The 20,928-nt window shown below is 57.0% G+C and carries 4 protein-coding genes; all 4 read left to right on the top strand.

From position 1 onward, the window contains the following. The first annotated feature begins 364 nt into the window (after positions 1 to 364). Positions 365 to 1,576, top strand: a complete 1,212-nt coding sequence (locus KI809_RS09700; RefSeq protein ID WP_214171338.1) for an ammonium transporter family protein — start codon at positions 365 to 367, stop codon at positions 1,574 to 1,576. A gap of 72 nt (positions 1,577 to 1,648) precedes the next feature. Next, positions 1,649 to 1,981 carry a serine hydrolase gene (locus tag KI809_RS09695; protein WP_337833305.1) on the top strand — a complete coding sequence of 111 codons (333 nt, stop codon included), beginning with the start codon at positions 1,649 to 1,651 and terminating at the stop codon, positions 1,979 to 1,981. Between the two features lie 339 nt (positions 1,982 to 2,320). Then, a complete protein-coding gene (locus KI809_RS09690; RefSeq protein WP_246559330.1) occupies positions 2,321 to 7,177 on the top strand; it encodes a CxxxxCH/CxxCH domain c-type cytochrome in 4,857 nt (1,618 codons plus the stop codon). A 62-nt stretch (positions 7,178 to 7,239) separates the two neighbouring features. Next, positions 7,240 to 20,766, top strand: coding sequence for a DUF2341 domain-containing protein (locus tag KI809_RS09685; protein WP_214171336.1), 13,527 nt, complete (start codon positions 7,240 to 7,242; stop codon positions 20,764 to 20,766). Positions 20,767 to 20,928: the final 162 nt, after the last annotated feature.

Here is a 20,928-nt window from a genome sequence, read left to right as displayed (position 1 = left end):
GCCGCCTGAGGGGGGCCCTTCTTTGCTCAGCACTCCTCGTTACCCTAACCTTCTATAGAGTACATTATTAACTCTTACTGAGAGTTGTTTTCTACGCGAAATCTCAATTTTATCTCCTGATATTCCTCTAACAGTGTCCACTGTTGCCTATATATTGGTCAGTCAAGTGCCTAATTTAACAGCAAGTGTATTGCTGGGTTAAATGTCTGCTTATCTTTTGGCTTAGTCTGTGCTTATTTTTGCTGCAATTATCGTCGGGTAGCCTTAACAAGTGGCGTTTTCTGCATCTAAATGTGATTCCTGTATCCGATGCTATTTAATGCACCTGTGAGATCGGCGAAGATCCCCTTGTAAGGAGAACACCATGAAAAACTGTCTCAGATTAATGCTGCTCATTGGGATGTTGCTACTCGCCTTGTGCAGTGGTGTTTATGCCGGCGAAGCGCCGGTTGCAAGCCTTGAGGCCTTGACCGATGTGCAGAAGTACAACCGAGCCATTCATATCATGGCTATGCTGCTGGTGGGCTTCGGTTTCCTCATGGTTTTTGTGCGAAAATACGGCCGGTCTGCCCTGACTGCCACATATCTGCTGGTAAGCGTCTCCATCCCTCTGTATTTCGTCAAAGAAAGCCTCTTCGCCCCGGCGGCTCCCGCAACAATTATTGATACTCTTATCCTGGCTGAATTTGCTGCAGCCAGTCTACTCATTTGTGCCGGGGCTGTGCTCGGGCGCATGAAGATGCAGCAGTATCTGTTTCTGGGTATTCTCTTCGTTCCTTGCTATGCCTTGAATGAGTGGCTTGTTCTTAATGGCGGTTTGGGCTTGATCTCTGGAAAGGTGGTGGACACCGGCGGTTCCATTGTCATCCATGCCTTTGGTGCCATCTTCGGCCTGGCAGTGGCAGCCTCCATGACTACGCGGCAGGAGTATGAAACCGCTATCGAAAGCGATGAGAACAGTGACAAGTATTCTCTCTTGGGGAGCATGGTGCTGTGGGTCTTCTGGCCGAGCTTTTGCGCGGCACTGGTAGCCCCTGCCGACGTCCCGAAAACCGGGGTCAATGTTATCCTGGCGCTCTGCGGCTCGACTCTTGCCACCTATTTCGCCTCAGTCAAACTGAGAGGGAAGATATCGGCGGCGGACATTGCCAATGCCACACTGGCCGGTGGCGTGGCTATCGGTTCCACATGCGACCTTGCTGTTCCTGGCTCTGCCTTCATGATAGGCATCCTGGCCGGAGTAGTTTCGACTTTCGGCTTCGCTGTTATCCAGGGTAAGCTCACCGATTGGTCAAAGAAGGTCGATACCTGTGGTGTCCTTTATCTCCACGGCTTGCCTGGCCTCCTCGGTGGAGTCGTTGCCCTGTTCGTGGCATCGGGAATCAATGTTGGCGCTCAGTTGACCGGTATCATGGTGACCGTTGTAACTGCTGCCGTTACCGGCTTAGTCAGCGGCAAGGTGCTTGCTGTAATGGGTAGAAGGGTAGCCCCCTATGTTGATGCTGAAGAGTTTGACGGAGAAGAGGGCGAGGAAGATGTTGTAATGGCTATTGCCGCAGAGGAACCAATTGCCTGACAGAGCGGCTACGTTCCGTAGCATTCCCAAAGCCTTTCCGGTAAGGTCGTCGTAAACCTAAAATCGTATTCAATATTCCTTCGGGTTCTCTATAATGCCTCCTATTTGAATAAGGAAATGTCTGAGAGAGCCCTGGAATATCTTGCTGTTGAGGAGTTCCCGTTCGGAATTGCTTCAGGCATCCCAGTCGGCGTAACTGTTGCCGGCAAGTTTGGCGAGAAAGAGTCGGGTCCGAACCTGCAGGTAAAATCTCTTCATGATTACGGCATTGTTTATCATGCAAAGCAGCCGTATCTCATCTGCATCATGACCGAAGGCGATAATTTTTATAATCTCGCGCCGATAATTCATGAAATCTCCAGAACTGTTTACGAAGAGGTAGAGAATCAGACCCGCAGTCAATGATGCAACGTAAAATGGAGATGAATAGAGAGGTTACGGCAAATGCTGTAACCTCTTTTTCGTTAATGATGCGCAGCTAAGTTGTATCCCGCCTATTACCTTTATCCACTCCGATGCGACCTCGTTTAACTTGCGAATATCAGTATAGATATATGAATATAAATAATAATTAATGGAGCTGCGATCTTTGAGTGGCACTCTAATTGAAGTTTTAAGGGTGTAACATATTAAAAAAACAAACAAAATTGTAATTTATGATTAATTTGCGATCTGGTCGGATCGGGCTGAGTGAGTCTTCCACCAGCTATGCCGTTGCTATTCAAAGAAGGAGCGAACATGGGCATGCCTGATAAAAGAATCCCTGTAAACTTCTCAACAAGCTTGGCAGTTTCCTTGAGTTTGTTGGCGATTCTGTTTTCTCCGGTCATATCACAAGCAATGGTCCAGTGTTATGACTGCCACGGCAACCGGAGCGATCATGACAACCGTCCGATTGATTCTCCGACTAACTCTCCGACCAGGGACGCCATTACTGGCGCTTTCCCCGGGAGTCACCGAACACACATGGCGGGCCCTTCTGGGGCAACTGCCTGTGCCAAATGCCACCCCGGCAGTGAATCATACGCATCAGGGCATAGAAATGGCGTCATAACCCTGGCCGGCAACATCAACAACTCGGCAATTGTCGCAACATATAACAATTTCAGTGGTTCCTTCCCACAGACCCCAAATCCCGAACTTCACAGCTGTACCAATGTCAATTGCCACTTTGAACAGATCACGCCTAAATGGGGAAGCACTCCGTACGTTCCTGTCAGCAACTGCAACAGTTGCCACGGTTTCCCTCCTGCAGACGGCAGCCACCCGGCTGCAACCGGTTCCGGCAAAAAACACCAGGCTTATTATGGGGCTTCAGGTTCCTGTTCGCGCTGTCACTTTGACCATCTTGCTTCCGAATCGCCATTTGCCCATGCCACCAGCGCCGGCAAGCGCGGTCTGGCAGTGGTGTTCGCAACGCCCCCCAATAACGGCGGCAACTATTCAGGCGATGTCAGTTATGCGACCTATCTGCACAAAACTGCTGAGCAACGCAACGGCAGCTGCACTAATCTCTATTGCCACAGCAACGGCAACGACGGTCCGCCGCTTGTCGTCCCGGTATGGGGCGGATCACTTCCCACCGATTGCTCCGGATGCCATTCCTTCGGAGGGGCGGCAACTTCGCTCAGCGGACGTCACGACAGACACACCGATGCGGAGCGATATCGTTTCACCTGTGAGCGATGCCACAAAGACAGTGTCGATGGCGCAAACACCATCATAAACACGGGGTTGCACGTAAACAGGGTCAAGGATGTGGCGTTCAGGGATGGTGGGGCTTACGGCAGCGATAAGAGCTGCAGCAACACCTACTGTCACAGCGACGGCCGTAATGGTGCTCCGGTAAAGCAGGTGAAATGGTCGGACAGCGCAACCCAGCAGTGCAATATCTGCCACAAGGGGACGGCAAGCGATAATACTGCCGAGAATTGTGCCGCCATACAGGGCGTATGGAGCTCGGGACGCGGCTACTGCACCCCTTCGCTGACCATGGCTTCCAACGGCCACGATCGCCTGGTCGGGCAACGCTGGATACGAAAGTATCCATGTTCCTATTGCCATAACGCCACGGTTGCCCAGTCCGGCACGATCACCTCCTTTACCCGCCACCTGAACGGCGACAAGGATATTGTATTCGACCCCAAATGGAATATTGTCGGCAGGCCTGATCCCACCTATAACCCGGTGACCAAGGTATGCAGCAATGTTTACTGTCACAGTGACGGCACTACCAACCCCGACGTGGTGCGCCCCTTTGCCTGGACCGAGCCCAAAACCAGTTGCAACTCATGTCACGGGCACCCACGTGAAGAAAAATGCTCTAATGCCGGCTGTCACGACGGCAGGGTGGATGCCATCGGCAAGGTCTGGCTGTTGCCGGCAATCTTCGGCAACAAGAGCAGCTACCGCTGGCCATTGGGACAGGAGTGGAAGGCGGCGTTGCCGATGTTCCCGAACTTGGGCGCCGGCAATGCCAGGGCAAACTCCCATCCCCGCCATACAGAAACCAACTTTACCTGCGATGAATGCCATGCGGCAACCATCATCAACGGCAGTTGCACTTCTTGCCATACCACCGGGATACCACCAGGAAGCATGACCGAAGTAGCTCACCTGAACGGCGCGGTGCATGTCAACAAAACCAAGGATGTTGTTTTCAAACAGGGTGGATCCTACAACTCGGTTTCCAAAGTCTGCAGCAATACCGCATGCCATGTCGGCGGCACTGATCCGGTCTGGGGCGGATCGGTAAATAACTCCGTCATCTGTCTCGGTTGCCATGGGACATCCAATGCCGACCAGGACAGCTACGTTACTTTCAACGGCACCCGCGCCCGGATCAACCTGACCCAATGGTATGCGACCGGCCACGGTCGATATTCCACTTCCGGCCGTTACCCGGTTTCCGGGAACCCGGCGGCAAACTTCCCCGGCAACCCCTGCTGGTATTGCCACGACAATACGGTCCTGCACAATGACGATTCAAACGTATTCCGGCTGCGGAAACATCCGCAATTTGCCAACCGCTTTGAAAAAGAGTGCGTTTACTGCCACATGAGCGGATTGGACAGTGAGTGTCTCAGCTGCCACAACAATAGTGAATCCCTGGCAAAACAGCTGGTAAATATCCCGGCAAACCCCAATGCCTCCTGGCCTGACGGCACTCCGGCCAATTGTCCCGATCATGCGACAATGGTCTCGGGGCAGGTCTCCTGCATCACTGCTCAGTGTCATTTTATCGATCCGGCCAATCCGACGCACGATATCAAGTTGCACAACTCTGGGGCCGGACTCTGGACCAAGGACCAGAAGGAGGATGTGCGTAATCAGTACGTCATGATGGGGGTCTGTCTCAAGTGCCATGATGACGACAGCAGCGGCGAATGTACCTCCTGCCATACTGCGCCGGCCAACAACCCGATGAAATACGCCATCGGCTTTGATCCCGGAACCGGCTTCATCAAACCGAAGAAGGCCCGCGCCTCCTCCGCCCACTTCGGATACAAGCATTACCGGGAATACAAGGCCAACGGCGCCTGGAAGGGTGGCAAATTCTGCTGGGACTGCCACGACCCGCATGGTGACAGCAATATCTATATGATTCACGACCAGGTGGCCACAGTTACCGACGGCAAGTCAGGTCTGCCGCTGGCAAGGGCACAGGTTTCATTCACCCGCAAACAGAGCGGCCTCGATTATGCCAGGACTGTTGCTCCGTACAACGGCATCTGCAACGTCTGCCATGCGCTGCAGGGGGCGAAGCTGAGCAAGCACTACGGCAGCGATTACGGTGACGGTCACAACTCGAGCCGGGTTTGCACCAACTGCCATCAGCACCGGTTCACCGATAGTCATGCGGAGAACAAGCCCTGCAACAGCTGCCACAATAACAAACCGGTGCCTCGCCATTCAGCCTTTGGCCAGCCACGGACCTGTACCACCTGTCACACCGGGACAGTTGGCAACCGCGTCGATGTCATGGGGCAGTTCAACGGCACCTCGCACCATGTCCAGGGGGTAGCGGTCTCCAGCAAGCAGTGCTATGCCTGTCATTGGGAGTCGACGCCGGAAGGGTTGATCGACGTCAAGCATCACGAAGGGTACAACTACAAGACCTATACCTCGGTGAAAAATGCCAAGGTCGACCTGGTAATCTGGGGTCCGGGCACCAGACCTACCAGCTACCGGCTCTATTCAACAGTCATCCAGTATACCCCGGCAGTTTTGGCGCTCGGCAACATCACCAGCGAACGTCAGGAGGTCGCCAAGATCACCAATCACTGCCTCAGTTGCCACAGTGACCAGAACAACAACACCCAGCCGTTTGGCGACTGCAAAACGCCTCGGCAGTACTCATGGGACAGGCAGAGCGTTGCCGCCAGGTATTCCCAGACCGGCACGACCAGTTGGGGCAAATACCAGACAAACGGCAAGGGGAGCGTGACCAAGGCGCTCTCGGCGCATGGCAACGCGGTTGCCAACCAGGGCGGTTTCGACCCGAACAACGGCACCGACCAGAGCTTCTCCAGCACCAGAAGCGGTGCCTATAACGTCACCTGCTACGACTGCCACAACTCGCACGGTTCCCGCGTGGTCGGGACTACATCCAGCTACGTGACTTTCAACGGCACCAAAAACGGGGCCAACCTGAAGGAGACCCAGGCAGGCAAGGGCGGCTACACCATGTCGTACAAGGCATCGGCCAACCTAGCGTCCGGGGCGGTAAATCCCTACAGCGCCGGGGCCGGCCAATGTTTCGACTGTCATCTGACAAAGACACGCGGCACCACCCCGTGGGGCTATCAATCCACGTTCGGCGCATCCCAGTCGATCAAGGGCTATATGGATTCCGACATGTTCGGCGCAACCACGTCGCCTTACATGGATCGCTATCCTTACAAGAGCAAACCGGTGGCCGGCGGGCATCTTAAGGCCACCAGCTATCTCAATCATTCCACTGCCGGGCAGAACAAGATCAACGGTCTCTGTACGCCATGCCATGACCCGCACGGTACCAGCCCAACGCTTGGCAGCAAGCAGGCTTATGCCGTGCCGATGCTCAAAGGGACCTGGATGACTACTCCCTACCGGGAAGATGCCGCCAATCCGGCTACCGGAGGCACCGCCAGCGCCTACGCCGACATTCGCCAGATTGTGACCGAAGATGACAGCAAGTTTGCCGGGCTCTGCCTGCGCTGTCACTACAAGAATAACCTGACTAACGGCACCGACCACACCTGGAAGAGCCCCGACCGGGTCCACGAGTCGGTTAAAGGGTGGAAGACCGCCAACGGCACCATCCAGCATACCTTTACCTGCTCCAAGTGCCATGCGCCTCATACCAGCGAACTGCCGCGGCTCATGGTAACCAACTGTCTGGACTTCAATCATCAGGGGCGCAAGCAGTCCGGCGGACAGGCCGGTTCGGGAAGTTGTACCGGCTGCAACGAGTATAGCGGCAACAACGGCGCCGGCTACGGCGGGGGCAGCTTCCCGCTGGGCGGCGGTGAAGGCGGGGCCTCCGCCAGTTACCAGGTCAATTGCCACCCGACCGGTGTCTGGCCGGACAATACCTGGAACAATAAAACGCAATGGTAAGGTCACTGGTTATGAGGCGCAAGCGGCACGATTATTCAGCCAAGCAATTCGGAGGGGTTCCGATGTTTTTTCCGATACTGATAAGCGACGACCATAGCAAAGCACGGCGGAAATCACCGCGTTTAAGCATTGTGAACATGATGGCGGCACTGTTTATCCTGCTGCTGCCATTCACTGCCTTTGGCGCCGGCGGCGACAAGCTCTGGCAGTTTGCCGACAGTTTGCCGGGAAAACAGGAGGCCAGGAGTTCCGCCGTCGACAGTAGCGGCAATGTCGTAGTAACCGGTTACCAGAACCTTGCCGGCGGTGTCGATGACGACTACTTCACGGTAAAGTTCAAGGCCGATGGCAGCGGCATTGCTTGGCGCGCCACTTATGACCGGGCCCATGGCTCGGACCAAGCCACCTCGGTAGTGATTGATTCGGAAAACAATGTAATTGTGACCGGCCATAGCTGGAACGGCACCAACTATGACATCCATACCATCAAATACAGCGGCGCAACCGGCAACCTGCTCTGGCAGCATACCTACAATGGTGCGGCCAACGGTCATGATGTCGGGACATCCCTAGCCGTGGACAGCCTGAACAATATCTATGTCGGCGGTTATTCCCAGAACAGCAGCGGCAACGAGGACTATATCACCCTCAAATACTCTGCTACTGGGCCCAATCCTGATGGTAAGCCGGCGTGGGTTGTGACCGCACACGGTACCGCTGCCGGTGCCAATAAGATCGCCTCGGTTGCGACCGGTGGTGATGGGGTTGCCGTTACCGGCCAGTCGTGGAACGGCACGGCCTTCAATATCCTCACGGTAAAGTATGACTTCAATGGCAGCAAACTCTGGGAGCGCACCTATTCGACCGGCGCTGCCAATCCTTGCAGCGGTGCCTATGTCAAGATGAATCCTGGCGGAGATGTCTTTATCACCGGCGCCGCTTCAAACGGTCTGGACCTGGATATCTACACTGCTCGCTACAACGGGGCCACTGGCGCGATCATTTGGCAGAGAACCTTCAATGGCGCTTTTGACGACGAACCGAGCGGTCTGGCAATCGGACCGGAGGGGAATGTCTACCTCACCGGTTACACCTGGACTATGGCTGCCCAGAATGATTTCTACACGGCAAAGTACGACGCTGGCACCGGTGCGGTCATCTGGGAGAAAAACTTCAATTCCAACAACGGCAACGACGATATCGCTTCCCCCACCGGCATCGTCATCGACCCTCTGGGTGACCTTTTCGTCACCGGGTTTACCGTGGCTGACAAGAATTATGACTTCCAGACCATCAAGTACAAGAAAGACAACGGCACCCTTCTCTGGAACAGCAGGCTGAACGGCGCAGCAAACCTGAACGACCGGCCGGCAGGGATCGGCCTTTCTCCCAGTGGTGAAGTCATGGTTGCCGGATGGAGCGACAGCGGCGCCAACAGCCAGGATTTACTGGTCGTAAAATATGACCCAGGACTGCTTGATCCGCCGACTTCGCTTACTGCCCAGGCAGCTACCAACAGCAGCGCTAACCTGTCCTGGGTGGACAACTCAGGCAATGAAGACGGCTTTAGCATTGAACGGTGCGCTAACCAGGGGTGTACCGATTTCGCCGAAATTGCAACCACAGCCGCCGGAGTTACCAGCCATACGGACAGTGGGTTGACGCCCGGCAGCTACTACTCTTATCGTGTCAGGGCGGTCAGCGGTTCCAGCGGCTATTCGCATTACAGCAATGTGGCGACGGCTCTGACCGTGGTGGTGAATTTTTCGGCGCCAGCGGCAACTTTTCTTTATAACGGCGTGGCCAACAAGGATGAATTTGCCAATGCCATTGCCGTCGGGCCGGACAACAACCCGGTCATTGCCGGACAGAGCAACGATTATCCGGCAGGCTACAGCTCCGGGGACACCTCATTCGATTACCTGCTGATCAAACTGAACCGGTCCGGCATGAATGCCCTCTGGTCCGATCGTTACAATGACCCGACCGATGCCTCCGATATCGCTACCTGTGTGGCGGTTGACCGCAATAACAGCATCGTGGTCTCCGGCTATGCCACCCTGCACAACGGCACCAGCAGCGATGTCAACTCTCTGTACACCATGAGGTATCCCGCTTCCGGTCCACCGGCGCTTTCAGCAGACCAGTACAACGGACCGATCCCGGGTGGAGCCACTGACGACCGCGCCATTGCCGTTGCCATCGCCTCGGCATCCGATAGCTCGAACAACGTGGTAGTTGTCGGCTATGGCAAAAATGCTGCCTCCAATGACGATATCTATGTGATCAAGTACAATCCTGACGGCAGCCGGGCCTGGGTTGCTACCCCCTTTGACGGCAACCAGGGGGATGACTTTCCGACAACGGTCATTCTGGCGACAGACGGCAGTGTCTTTGTTGCCGGGTACAGCGAGACCGGCGCCAATACCAATATCCACAGATACTTCGTCTCCAAGTATAACGGCGCCACCGGTGCCAGGATCTGGACCGACCTGTCAAGCATTGTGCCGGGTGGTGACAGCAGGTTCAACAGCCTGGCCCTAGACAGTGCCGGCGATCTGTACGTCACCGGATTTGCCATCAACGCCTCCGGCAATAAAGATTTTTATACGGTCAAGTACAGCGGCACCTCGGCAACGGCACAGCAGCTCTGGACGCGGCAGTTTGACGGCTCTGCCCATGGCGACGATGAAGCGGTTGCGGTCAGGATCGACCCGGTGGATGATGCCGTTGTCGTTAGCGGTACAGTATTCAGCGGCAGCGAAGACCGGGACCTGGCACTGGTCAAGTACAGTTTCTCCGGTGATCCTATCTGGTCAAAGGTCTACCAGCGGCCAACCAGCGACGATGTTGCCAAGGCCATGGGGATCGATTCCAACGGTAATATCTACCTGGCGGGGAATACCGGCAACGGCCTGACCACTGACAGCCTGACGGTCAAGTTCGATAGCCTGGGGAATATCACTGCTGCCACAGTTTTTAACGGCGCAGCCAACAGCTACGACGAGTCAACGGCGCTGGTGATCAACTCTCTCGACGAGGTCTTTGTCGCCGGTTATTCGGAAAATGCCAGCGGCAGCGCCGACGCCCTGGTGTACAAGATTTTGCCGGACAGCAGCCAGCCGTCAGTTCCTGCCAGCCTGAGCGCAGTCCCCGGTTATGCCAATGTGGCACTCTCCTGGGCTAATGTTGCTACCGCTAAAGACGGTTTTCAGGTCGAGAGAAAATTAGGGGTCTGTTCAGCGACCAACAGCAATGTCTGGGTGCCCCTGGCATCAGTGCCTGCGGCAACACTGACCTACAACGATACCGGGCTGAACCCCGGCGCAACATACTGCTACCAGGTCCGAACCTATCTCGCTGCCGGAGGCGTTTCCCGGTGGCGGGGAGTGCAGGCAACCACCCTGGTTCCAGCTACTCCGGCCGGTGTGGCGGCAACAGTAGTCAATACCACCAAGGTCAATCTTTCCTGGTCTGATAACACTTCCGGCGAGACCGGTTTCCGGATCGAACGGTGTAGCGGCGCTGCCTGCAGCGATTTTACCCAGGTCGGGACAGCGAGCGCCAATGCCACCAGTTATGCGGACAGTTCCGTTTGTAACGGGACCAGCTATCTGTATCGGGTCCTGGCCTACGGCTCGGGTTGGGAATCTTCCGCAGGCGCACTCGCTTCACTGGTAACGACCCCGACGGCAGCAGCGCCGGTCCTTGCGGCTGCCCGGATTTCCGAGGTGGAGATTGACCTTTCCTGGAACGATCCGAACAGCGATGAGACCGCTTATCTGGTCGAGCGCTGCTCCGGGGTTGGCTGCAGCAATTTTGAGCCGGTGACCACGCTTGCTCCGAATTCGACCCAGTTCAAAAATACCGGGCTGAGCGGCAACAGCTCTTATAGTTACCGGATCAAGGCATATAAAACCGACAGTTGCAGTTGGGAGACCTACAGCAACACCGCATCTGCCACCACCGATATCAACCCGCCGAGCGGTCTTGCTGCCAGCGCCAGTAGCAGCACCGGCATCAACCTTTCCTGGACCGACAACACCGTGAGCGAGACCGGCTTTACCGTAGAGAAGTGTGTCGGCAGCGGCTGCGTCATTTTCAATCAACTTGCCAATACCGCATCCAATGCAGTGAGTTATCTTGATAACAGCGCCTGCGCGGGGGAAACCGCGACCTACCGGGTCAAGGCCACCCGCGAAGCGGTGACGCTGTCCAACGGCAATGGCGGTTGCTGGACCCGGCGGGTGCCGCTGACAGTGAGCAACTTCCAGCCCAACTTCCAGATGCGGCTGACTGTTCCCTATGACAGCGACATGTTAGGTAGTTTTGCCGATCTCCGTTTTCTGGATAACAACGCCAATCTTGAACTTCCTTACTGGATTGAAGACAAGGTGGACGGAACCTCGGCCACGGTCTGGATCAAGGCCGGCAGCAACAGTTCCATCTCGATGTATTTCGGCAATGCTGTTGCCCAAAGCTCAAGTAATGGTCCTGCTGTCTTCGAGTTCTTCGATGAATTCACCGGCGCCAGCCTGGACAGTGCCAAGTGGCAGGCAACCGGCGCTTACAGCCTGAGCAGCGGTGCCTTGCGCATCGATACCGGGGCTGTCTACAGCGGCTCCACGATCGCTTCCACCCCACAGAACCGCGTGTTTGAGATGAAGAGCCAGTGGCTTGGCGCGACAGCTTTGTCGTCCGGTCTCAGCATTGCCAATGCCCAATCGGCCCAGCCGAACAATGCCGGGTCCAATAGCCTCATATCGTTTGTGACCGATAGCGGCGCAACCGCCAACCTCCTTGCTTATGGCGCCAACGGTGCAACCGCTTCATACAATATTGCCAGCGGCACGCAAACCAGCACCATCTCTACCGGCACCGCCCTGTATAACCCGTTTCTAAGCAACGGCCAGAACACCCGGGTGCCGGCAAGCGGTGTCTGGTCGCCACCAGGCGGCGGGGATATTACCAGAATCCATGTGGTATCGCAGTCGGAAACCAATTATGACTATTTCTACGTCTATAATGCGGCCGGCACGCTGCTGGGCACCTATAATGGCACCGTGAACCAGTGGGTCGATATTGCGGCAACATCTGGGTTGTACACGGTATTCCGCACCGACGGCAGCGTCCAGTCCGGTGTCGGCGGCAACGTTACCGAGGTGGTGGTCAGCGGTATCTCGCCGGTCAATGCCTTGAACAGTTACCGGATCGTTGGTTATGAATTCCGTAATACCAGTGATATCAGTTATTTCGTCAAAGAGACCAACTACAGCGAAGTGGTGCGGAAATCGTACACCGGCACCTGGAATGTGCCGTCATATCTCTGGCTCGGTTATTTGACCGGCGCAGCAGCAGGCACCACGGACGGCGACGATATGCTGGTCGATTGGGTACGGGTCCGCAAATATGCGGCAACCGAGCCGGTGGTTGCCTTCGGCAGCAAAGAGAGCGCTTCCTGCTTCACCTTTGCCTCGCCTTGGGAGGGGGCTTACTCCAACAGCGCCTCTGCCACGGCCTTAACCCCCACATCGCCGGTACTGAACGCAACCAGGGCCAACGAGGGGGGGATCAATCTCTCCTGGAGCGACAACAATAGCGACCGGAGCGGCTTCCGCCTCTGGAGATGCGCCGGCAGCGGCTGTTCCGACTTCAGCCAGATTGGTGGCACCCTGACGGCAACGTCCTACAGCGACAGCGGTCTGCTCCCGAACACGCAATACAGCTATTATCTGGAGACCTTCAAGACCGCTTCATGCGGATGGTCACGCCCCAGCGGCCAGGCAAGCGCCACCACGACCCTGCTGGAGCCGAACGGTCTGACTGCCACCGCCAATAACTCCACCCAGATCACCATCAGCTGGGTTGACCGGACCGGGTTCGAGACCGGGTTCAAGGTCTATCGCTGCCTGGGAAGCGGCTGTTCGGATTTCAGCCAGATTGGGACCGCCGCTGCCAATGCCACCAGCTATAGCGACACGACGGTTGCCGAAAACAGCACCTACCGCTACCAGATACAGGCAACCAGCAGCACCCTTGGTTGGGACAGCCTGCCAAGCGCTGCGGTAGAAAAAGCCACGCCGGCCGCTGCCTCGCCGACGCTTGCAGCGGTGAACCGGGTATCGGAAGTCCAGCTGCAGATCACCTGGAGCGACAGCAATACCGACCGCACCGGCTTCAGGCTGTTCCGCTGCATCGGCAGCGGTTGCTCCGACTTCAGCCAGGTGGGGGGAGTGCTGTCAACGACCAGTTACAGCGATGCCGGCCTGACGCCAGGCACCAGCTACAGTTACTATGTCGAGAGTTTCAAGACGGCCACCAACGGCTGGGTCAAGCAGAGCGGTCGGCTTTCGGCCGTCACCACCCTGCTGGAACCGGGAAGTCTTGCTGCTGCGGTTGCCGGAACCACCCAGGTAAACCTGAGCTGGACCCGGACCACAGGCAGCGAAACCGGCTTCAGTGTCGAGCGGTGCAGCGGCACCGGCTGCAGCAATTTTGCCCAGATCTCGGTCGCAGCCGCTTCAAGTACCGGCTACTCCGACAACTCGGTCTGCAGCGGTCTGAGCTACAGCTACCGGGTCAAGGCAATAAACAGCACCGTGCCCTGGGAGAGCGGCTACAGTAATGTGGCAACAACAGTTACTTCGGCAATAACCAATCTGCTGGCAGACAGCAGTTTTGAAAATAGCGTCAGCGGTTGGCCGACAGCAGTGGGCACCCTTACCGGGACGTCAATCGATACGACGACTGTATTTGAAGGCGCCAAGGGCCTCAAGCTTACGGCCACCGGGGCACAGCTCGGCAGAGCGCAGGTAGTGGCTGTTACGCCCGGGAGGCAGTATCAGCTCTCCGGCTACCTCAATACCGCTCTGACCGCCGGTACGGCCCAGTGTGATGTCTCTGGCACTGGCATCGACTCTCCCGGCATTGCAATCGCTTACGACAGCCCGAACAACAATAGCGGCTGGTTGCCATTGAGTGAAACGGTACAGATCCCAGTTGGCACCACCAGTGTCACTATCCGCTGCTTTGCCAATGGAACGCCGCAAGGCACAGCCAGTTTTGATGCCATTACCTTTGCCCCGGCAGATTTTGTGCTCACCGCAACCCGGGCGAATGAGAAACAGATCAACCTCACCTGGCTGGACAGCGTTGTGGATGAGACCGGTTACCGGATCGAGCGCTGCACCGGATCGAGCTGCTCCGATTTCAGCCAGATAACCACAACCGGTCCCAACGCAACGAGTTACAGCGATGGTTCGGTTGCTGCCAACACCACCTATACCTACCGGGTCCGGGGTTATAAAACTGCAACTTGCGGCTGGGAAGGTTCTTCGAGTACAACCTCGATTGCCACCACCACGATCACCGCTCCGGGGACGCTCGGCGCTACCAGCCCCAACACGACTACCATCAACCTGTCCTGGCTTGACAATACCGTTTCGGAAACCGGGTTCAAGGTCGAACGGTGCAGCGGCGCCGGGTGCAGCGACTTTGTGCAACTGGCCGTTGCCGCGGCCAATGCCACTTCGTATAGCGATACCTCAGTGGCATCCGGCACGACCTACCGCTACCAGGTACGGGCTACCAACGGCACTCTCTGGGATTCGGATTACAGCAACATTGCCGGGACAACCACTGCCTCGCCGACGGCACCGGCAAACCTCAACGCTGTCAGGGGAAGCGACGAGACCCGGATGAATCTCTCGTGGACCGACAGCACCAGCGATGAAACCGGCTACAAGGTTGAGCGGTGCAGCGGCGAAGGCTGTTCCAGCTTTGTCCAGATCGGCAGCAACCTCGCTGCCAACAGTGCTTCTTACAATGATACCGGTCTGCAAGGTAACACCAGTTATAGCTACCGGGTTTCAGCCTATAAAACCGCCACCAGCAGCTGGAGCGTCAGCAGCATGGTTTCCGTGACAACAACGGTCGCGGCGCCGGTTGTGGTGGCGGCAACAGCGACCAGCACCACCAGCGTCAACCTGACCTGGACCGATACCACCGGCTCCGAGTCCGGTTTCAAGATCGAACGGTGCACCGGCGTGGGGTGTAGCGACTTCAGCCAGATCTCCCTGACCGCGGCCAATGCCACCTCATATCTGGACAGCTCGGTTGCCAAGGAAACGGTCTATCGTTACCAGGTCCGGGCAACCAATGCCACAGTCCCATGGGACTCCGGCTATAGCGCTATCGTTACCGCCACCACACCGAAGCCGCTCCCTCCCGCATCGCTGTCAGCAGTACGCGGCACCAATGAAACCAGGATGAACCTGGCCTGGACCGACAGCACCAGTGACGAAACCGGCTATAAGGTAGAGCGATGCGCCGGTGTCGGCTGCTCGGACTTTGCCGTTGTGGTCAGTAATCTTGCCGCTAACAGCGCTTCCTACATCGATACCGGTCTGCAGGGGAACACCAGCTACAGCTACCGGGTTTCGGCCTTCAAGACCGCCACCAACAGCTGGAGTGTCGGCAGTGAGGTAACGGCAACCACTACCCTGATCGCTCCGGCCAGCCTTGCTGCCTCGGCGCCGAACTCTCAGCAGGTGAACCTGACCTGGACCGATACTTCCGGTTCGGAAACAGGGTACAAGATCGAGCGCTGCACCGGCACAGGCTGCACCTTCAGCGGTAGCGAAATCGCGACTGCCGCAGCTAACGCCACATCTTACAGTGATAGCACGGTGACCAGCGGCACCACCTATCAGTACCGAATCCGCGCTACTAACTCCAGCGTGCCCTGGGATTCCGGTTACAGCGGCACGGTGGTGGTGACTACGCCAAACCAAGGCACGCCGTCAGCCCTTGCCACCAGCTTCACTGGCAGCAAGGTGACTGTGACCTGGACCAGGAACACGGTTGACGAGACCGGGTTCACTATCCAGCGCTGTACCGGCAGCAGCTGTCTTGACCAGGACTACAGCCAGATCGGCCAGGTCGGGGCCGGGGTGACCAGTTACCAGGACAGCACGGTCTGCAGCAACACCACTTACAGCTACCGCGTCTCGGCCTATCGCACCTCCTATTACACCACTCCGTACAGCAGCGCCGTATCGGTGACTCCTGCGCCGTCGCTGCCGGTATTGACCGTGACCCGCAGTTCCGAGGCCCAGCTCAGTCTTACCTGGACCGATTCGAACCTGGACAAAAACGGTTTCAGGGTTGAACGGTGTATCGGCAGCGGTTGCAGCGACTTTGCCGTCGTTGCCGATAACCTTGCCACTACTGTTCTTGCCTACAGCGATTCCGGGCTGTTTCCGAACTTCACCTACAACTACCGGGTCCGGAGTTTCAACAACACCGCCAGCTGCGGCTGGGAACTCCCCAGCGCTGCAAAAAGTCAGGTAACAACGGTATCCGCGCCAGGATCCCTTACCGCTACTGCAGCGGGAACCGGCCAGATCAATCTCGCCTGGAGTGACACCACGGCCACCGAGACCGGCTTCCGAATCGAACGCTGTAGCGGCAGCGGCTGTTCCATTTTCGGTGAAATAGGTTCTGCAGCGGCAGGTGCCACCAGCTGGTCTGATACCGGCCTTACTCCCGGAACCAGCCACAGCTACCGGGTACGGGCTACCAAGGCCACTTCCTATGCCTGGGATTCCGGTTACAGCAATACCGCATCGGTATCGACCCAGACCGCTCCAGCTGCCCCGTCCGGGCTCACAGCCCAGGCTGTTTCATCCGGCCTGATCAACCTGACCTGGAACGATGCCTCCACCCCAGATGGCTACTACATCGAGAGCTGCAGCGGTTCCGGTTGCGCCTCCTTCTCTCAGATTGCCTCGGTGGCCGTATCGCCCAAGAGCTACGCCAATGTCGGACTTACGGCATCAACTACCTACTGCTACCGGGTACGCGGTTTCAAGACCGGTGTCTGGACCACCGGATACAGCGCCACTGCCTGTGCGACAACCCTCATCGATTCCCCGGCTACCTTGACGGCGACTGCCATGAATTCCCAGATGGTGCGCTTGACCTGGACCGACGGCACCGCCGATGTCAATGGCTTCAACCTGGAGACCCAGCTCTGGAACGGTGAGTGGGCCGTGGTCGCCAGCCTCGGCGCGGATGCCACCTCCTATATCGATACGGTCAGCATTGAGCCGCTGAAAACTTACAACTACCGCATCAGGTCGTTTGCCGGGGCCCAATATTCGGGTTACAGCAACCTCACAGCAGTGACCATGCCCGCCTATCTGCCGTCTGACGGCACCTGCGTGGTTGCCGATACCAGCGCCCCGACCATTACCTCCACCCCGGTGACCACTGCCGTTGAGGGGGCTGCCTACTCCTATCAGGTTACGGCAACTGCCGTGGGGGCCAGAACGATTTCCTACACCCTGGCCCGTCGACCGAGCGGCATGTCCATAACCGCTGCCGGCCTGGTAAGCTGGACTCCCCAGTACAACCAGTCGGGCAATCAGAATGTGACTATTCGGGTTATCGATTCGGAAGGGCATCTTGCCGAGCAACATTATGCGATCAACGTGGCCAACCTCAATCGGGGGCCTGCCATCAGTTCAACACCAGTCACCACTGCTGTTGAGCTGCACCCATACAGTTACCAGGTCGTTGCCACAGACCTGGAGGGCGATAACCTGGCCTACAGCCTGGCAACGGCACCAGCCGGGATGAATATCTCTGCGGTCGGGCTGGTGACCTGGATCCCGACCACCGGCCAGTATGGTCCTAATCCGGTCGCAATCCGGGTCAGTGACGGTACTTTCACGGCAGAGCAGAACTTCAGCATTAGTGTCGGTCACAATCAGCCGCCGGTGATCTCTTCAGCGCCGGTGACCGGTGCCACGGACGGCGCGGCATACAGTTATCAGGTGGTGGCCAGCGATGCCGATGGTGACGCCCTAACATACAGCCTGGTGACAGCACCTGCGGGCATGACCATCTCGCTCAATGGCCTGGTCAACTGGACACCGACCAAGGCCCAGGCCGATACCGGCAACCACCAGGTAAGTGTGCTGGTGAGCGACGGCTCACTGACCACTGCCCAGGAGTTCACCATCGTCGTTGCTGCCAACCATACGCCGATCATCCTCTCAACACCTCCGACAACCGCATCCGAGGGGGCTGTCTACAGCTACAGCGTCGCCGCCAATAATCCGGTAGTTGGTGACACGCTTAGCTATGCCTTGCAGACCGCGCCGGCCGGCATGACCATCTCGCCAGCCGGGGTAATCAGCTGGACGCCGGCTACCGGCCAGGGCGATACTGCTGTTCCGGTTACTGTAGCCGTCCAGGCGGGTGGGGCAACTGCCACCCAGTCATTCACCATTGCCGCGCCGTTCATCGTCGCTCCTGCTACCCAGAGGGCTTCTGTGGGCACTGCCTATAGTCTGCCGGTCAGCGCCAATGCCGTCGGCAGAACCGGTACCATTGTCTATTCACTCTCGGCATACCCGGCAGGTATGACCATCAACACTGCTACCGGCGTCATCAGCTGGACGCCGACCGCTGGCCAGACCGGCAGCAACAGCGTCACCGTCAAGGCCACTATCGGTGCCTATACCCCGGCGCTCTATGCCACCCGGACCTTTACAGTGGCTGTTCCGGCGATAACATCGCCAGCAGTGACAATTGCGGCAGTTGGTAAGCCGTATAGTTATGGCGTGACTGCCTCTGATCCAGCTGGCGGCACCTTCAGCTATGCATTGACAACGGCACCGACCGGTATGACCATCAATGCTTCAACAGGGGGTATCTCCTGGACCCCGGCAGCAAACCAAGGTGGTAATAGTGCGGTGACCGTTGTTGCGACGGTTAACGGCACCGCGCCGGTCATAGCCGCCAGTCAGTCGTTCACCGTGTCGGTGGCGTCAATAACCTCCTCTCCGGTGACAACGGCTTCCGTCGGGGTAACTTACAGCTATCAAGTTACAGCTACCGGAACATCGCTCGTGTATTCCCTGGACAGCTCACCTGCGGGCATGTCCATAAATACTACAACAGGGCTTATTAACTGGACGCCCACCGCGGCCGGTAGCACTGTGGTTACAGTCAGGGTAACCTCAGGTGGCGCAGCTTTTGTAACACAGGCATTCACCATCACGGCACATACACCGCCAGCTGCGCCGACTGGTCTGCTCACCAACCCAAGCTCCATTGATACCGGTTGCGGCGGCAGTGTCGCCGTGAGCCTTTCCTGGAACCCCGTGGCAGGTCCCGACGGCCATAGCGTTCAATACGCCGTAATCCTCAACGGAGCACAGCAGGCGTGGCAAGCCGGCACCGGTTACATTTACAATGCGACCGGCAGCCAGAACTGGTATGTAAAAACACGGGATGCCGTTACCTTGGCCGAGTCGCTGTTCTCTCTCCCCGGCACCCTTACCGATTTCCAGACCTGTGTCAGCCCCAGCAGTTGCCCGCTGGTGTACTCTTGGGACGGCACGCGGTACAGCTATGAAACGGACCTGCAGGGACCGGCAATTTCGCAGATCAAAAAAGGGGCCAGATACGTCAACCTTTACCAGCCGTCATACATTGTCCTTGGAGCCCTTGCTGCTGATGAGAACAATAAGTACCGGGTAAAGATCTGGGAGTCTCTCCAGGAGTCGACCCTGATGGATGAAGCGAAACTGCTGGCAGTGGATTATCCAACGGGATACGAAATAGTTTCGTCCGGCGCAGAAAACACCTATTACTATGCCTATGTAAATCCCTTCAAGATTTACACGGTTAAGGATCCGGTTCTTCCTGTTTCTGCGACCGACAAGTATGGTACCGACATCCTGGCGTCGGTGCAGCAAGTAGACAACAGCACGGCCCCGATGAATCCCAATGATCCGGATAATTCCTACACCTTTGATTTCGGTACGATTGCGCATCCGGAATACGCGAAGCTGGTGATTGACGGCTGGCAGATCATCAACTCCAAGCTTTTCCTGTCAACCCAGATGATCCAGCCCTACATAGAAGTGGTCGACCCCAATGGTGCCTGGGTCAAGGTGCAATCCTTCGGCATGCCGATGGGAGACCTGAAGACCATGGTCATAGATCTCGGCAACAAGTTCCTTAGTGCCGACCACCGCGTACGGCTCCACCTCGGGATCAAGAAGGCCCAGGTATGGGTGGTGGACCGGGTCCGGCTCGATGATTCAGCGCCGGTGAACGTCACGGTGCAGGAGCTCCAGCCTGATTCGGCAGACCTCCAGCTTGCCGGAGGCGACGCAATCGCCGAAATGAATACCTTGCAGCACCGGATAATGGTCGGCGACGGCAGCGCGCCGCTCAATGCCGGTTACTACGGTTACGGCAATTTCACACGGCTCGGCGAAGTACGGGAACTGCTGACCCAAAGGGATGACAAGTATGTCATCATGAACTATGGCGACAAAATGGAATTAGCCTTCCCGGCCCTTCCATCGCCGCAACCCGGCAACACGAGAGGCTTTATCCTTAAGGCTGACCTCTATTACAAGGATTTCAAGGACTACAAATATGTTGAGCCGCTGCCGTTCCACGGCATGAGCGATTATCCGTACCCGGCCACGGAATCTTACCCTACGGACGACGATCATAATCAGTACCGACTGCAGTACAACACCCGTCAGGTATCGGCACCATGACCTGATCTATGCAATCTCCGCAACTCTTGAGGCCGCAGTCCGATGACTGCGGCCTTTTTTTATTCCCCCGTGAGCACATTTCAGCTAACCTGCTGTTGCCAGCCCCTGGCATATGATATAAAAGATCGTGTAACGGATGGTTTCTGGCGAATAAACCGGCAG

The sequence above is a fragment of the Geoanaerobacter pelophilus genome (assembly GCF_018476885.1).
Lineage (GTDB): Bacteria > Desulfobacterota > Desulfuromonadia > Geobacterales > DSM-12255 > Geoanaerobacter > Geoanaerobacter pelophilus.
The sequence above is the reverse complement of the archived record's forward strand: the minus strand, read 5'-3'. Positions and strand labels throughout refer to the sequence as shown.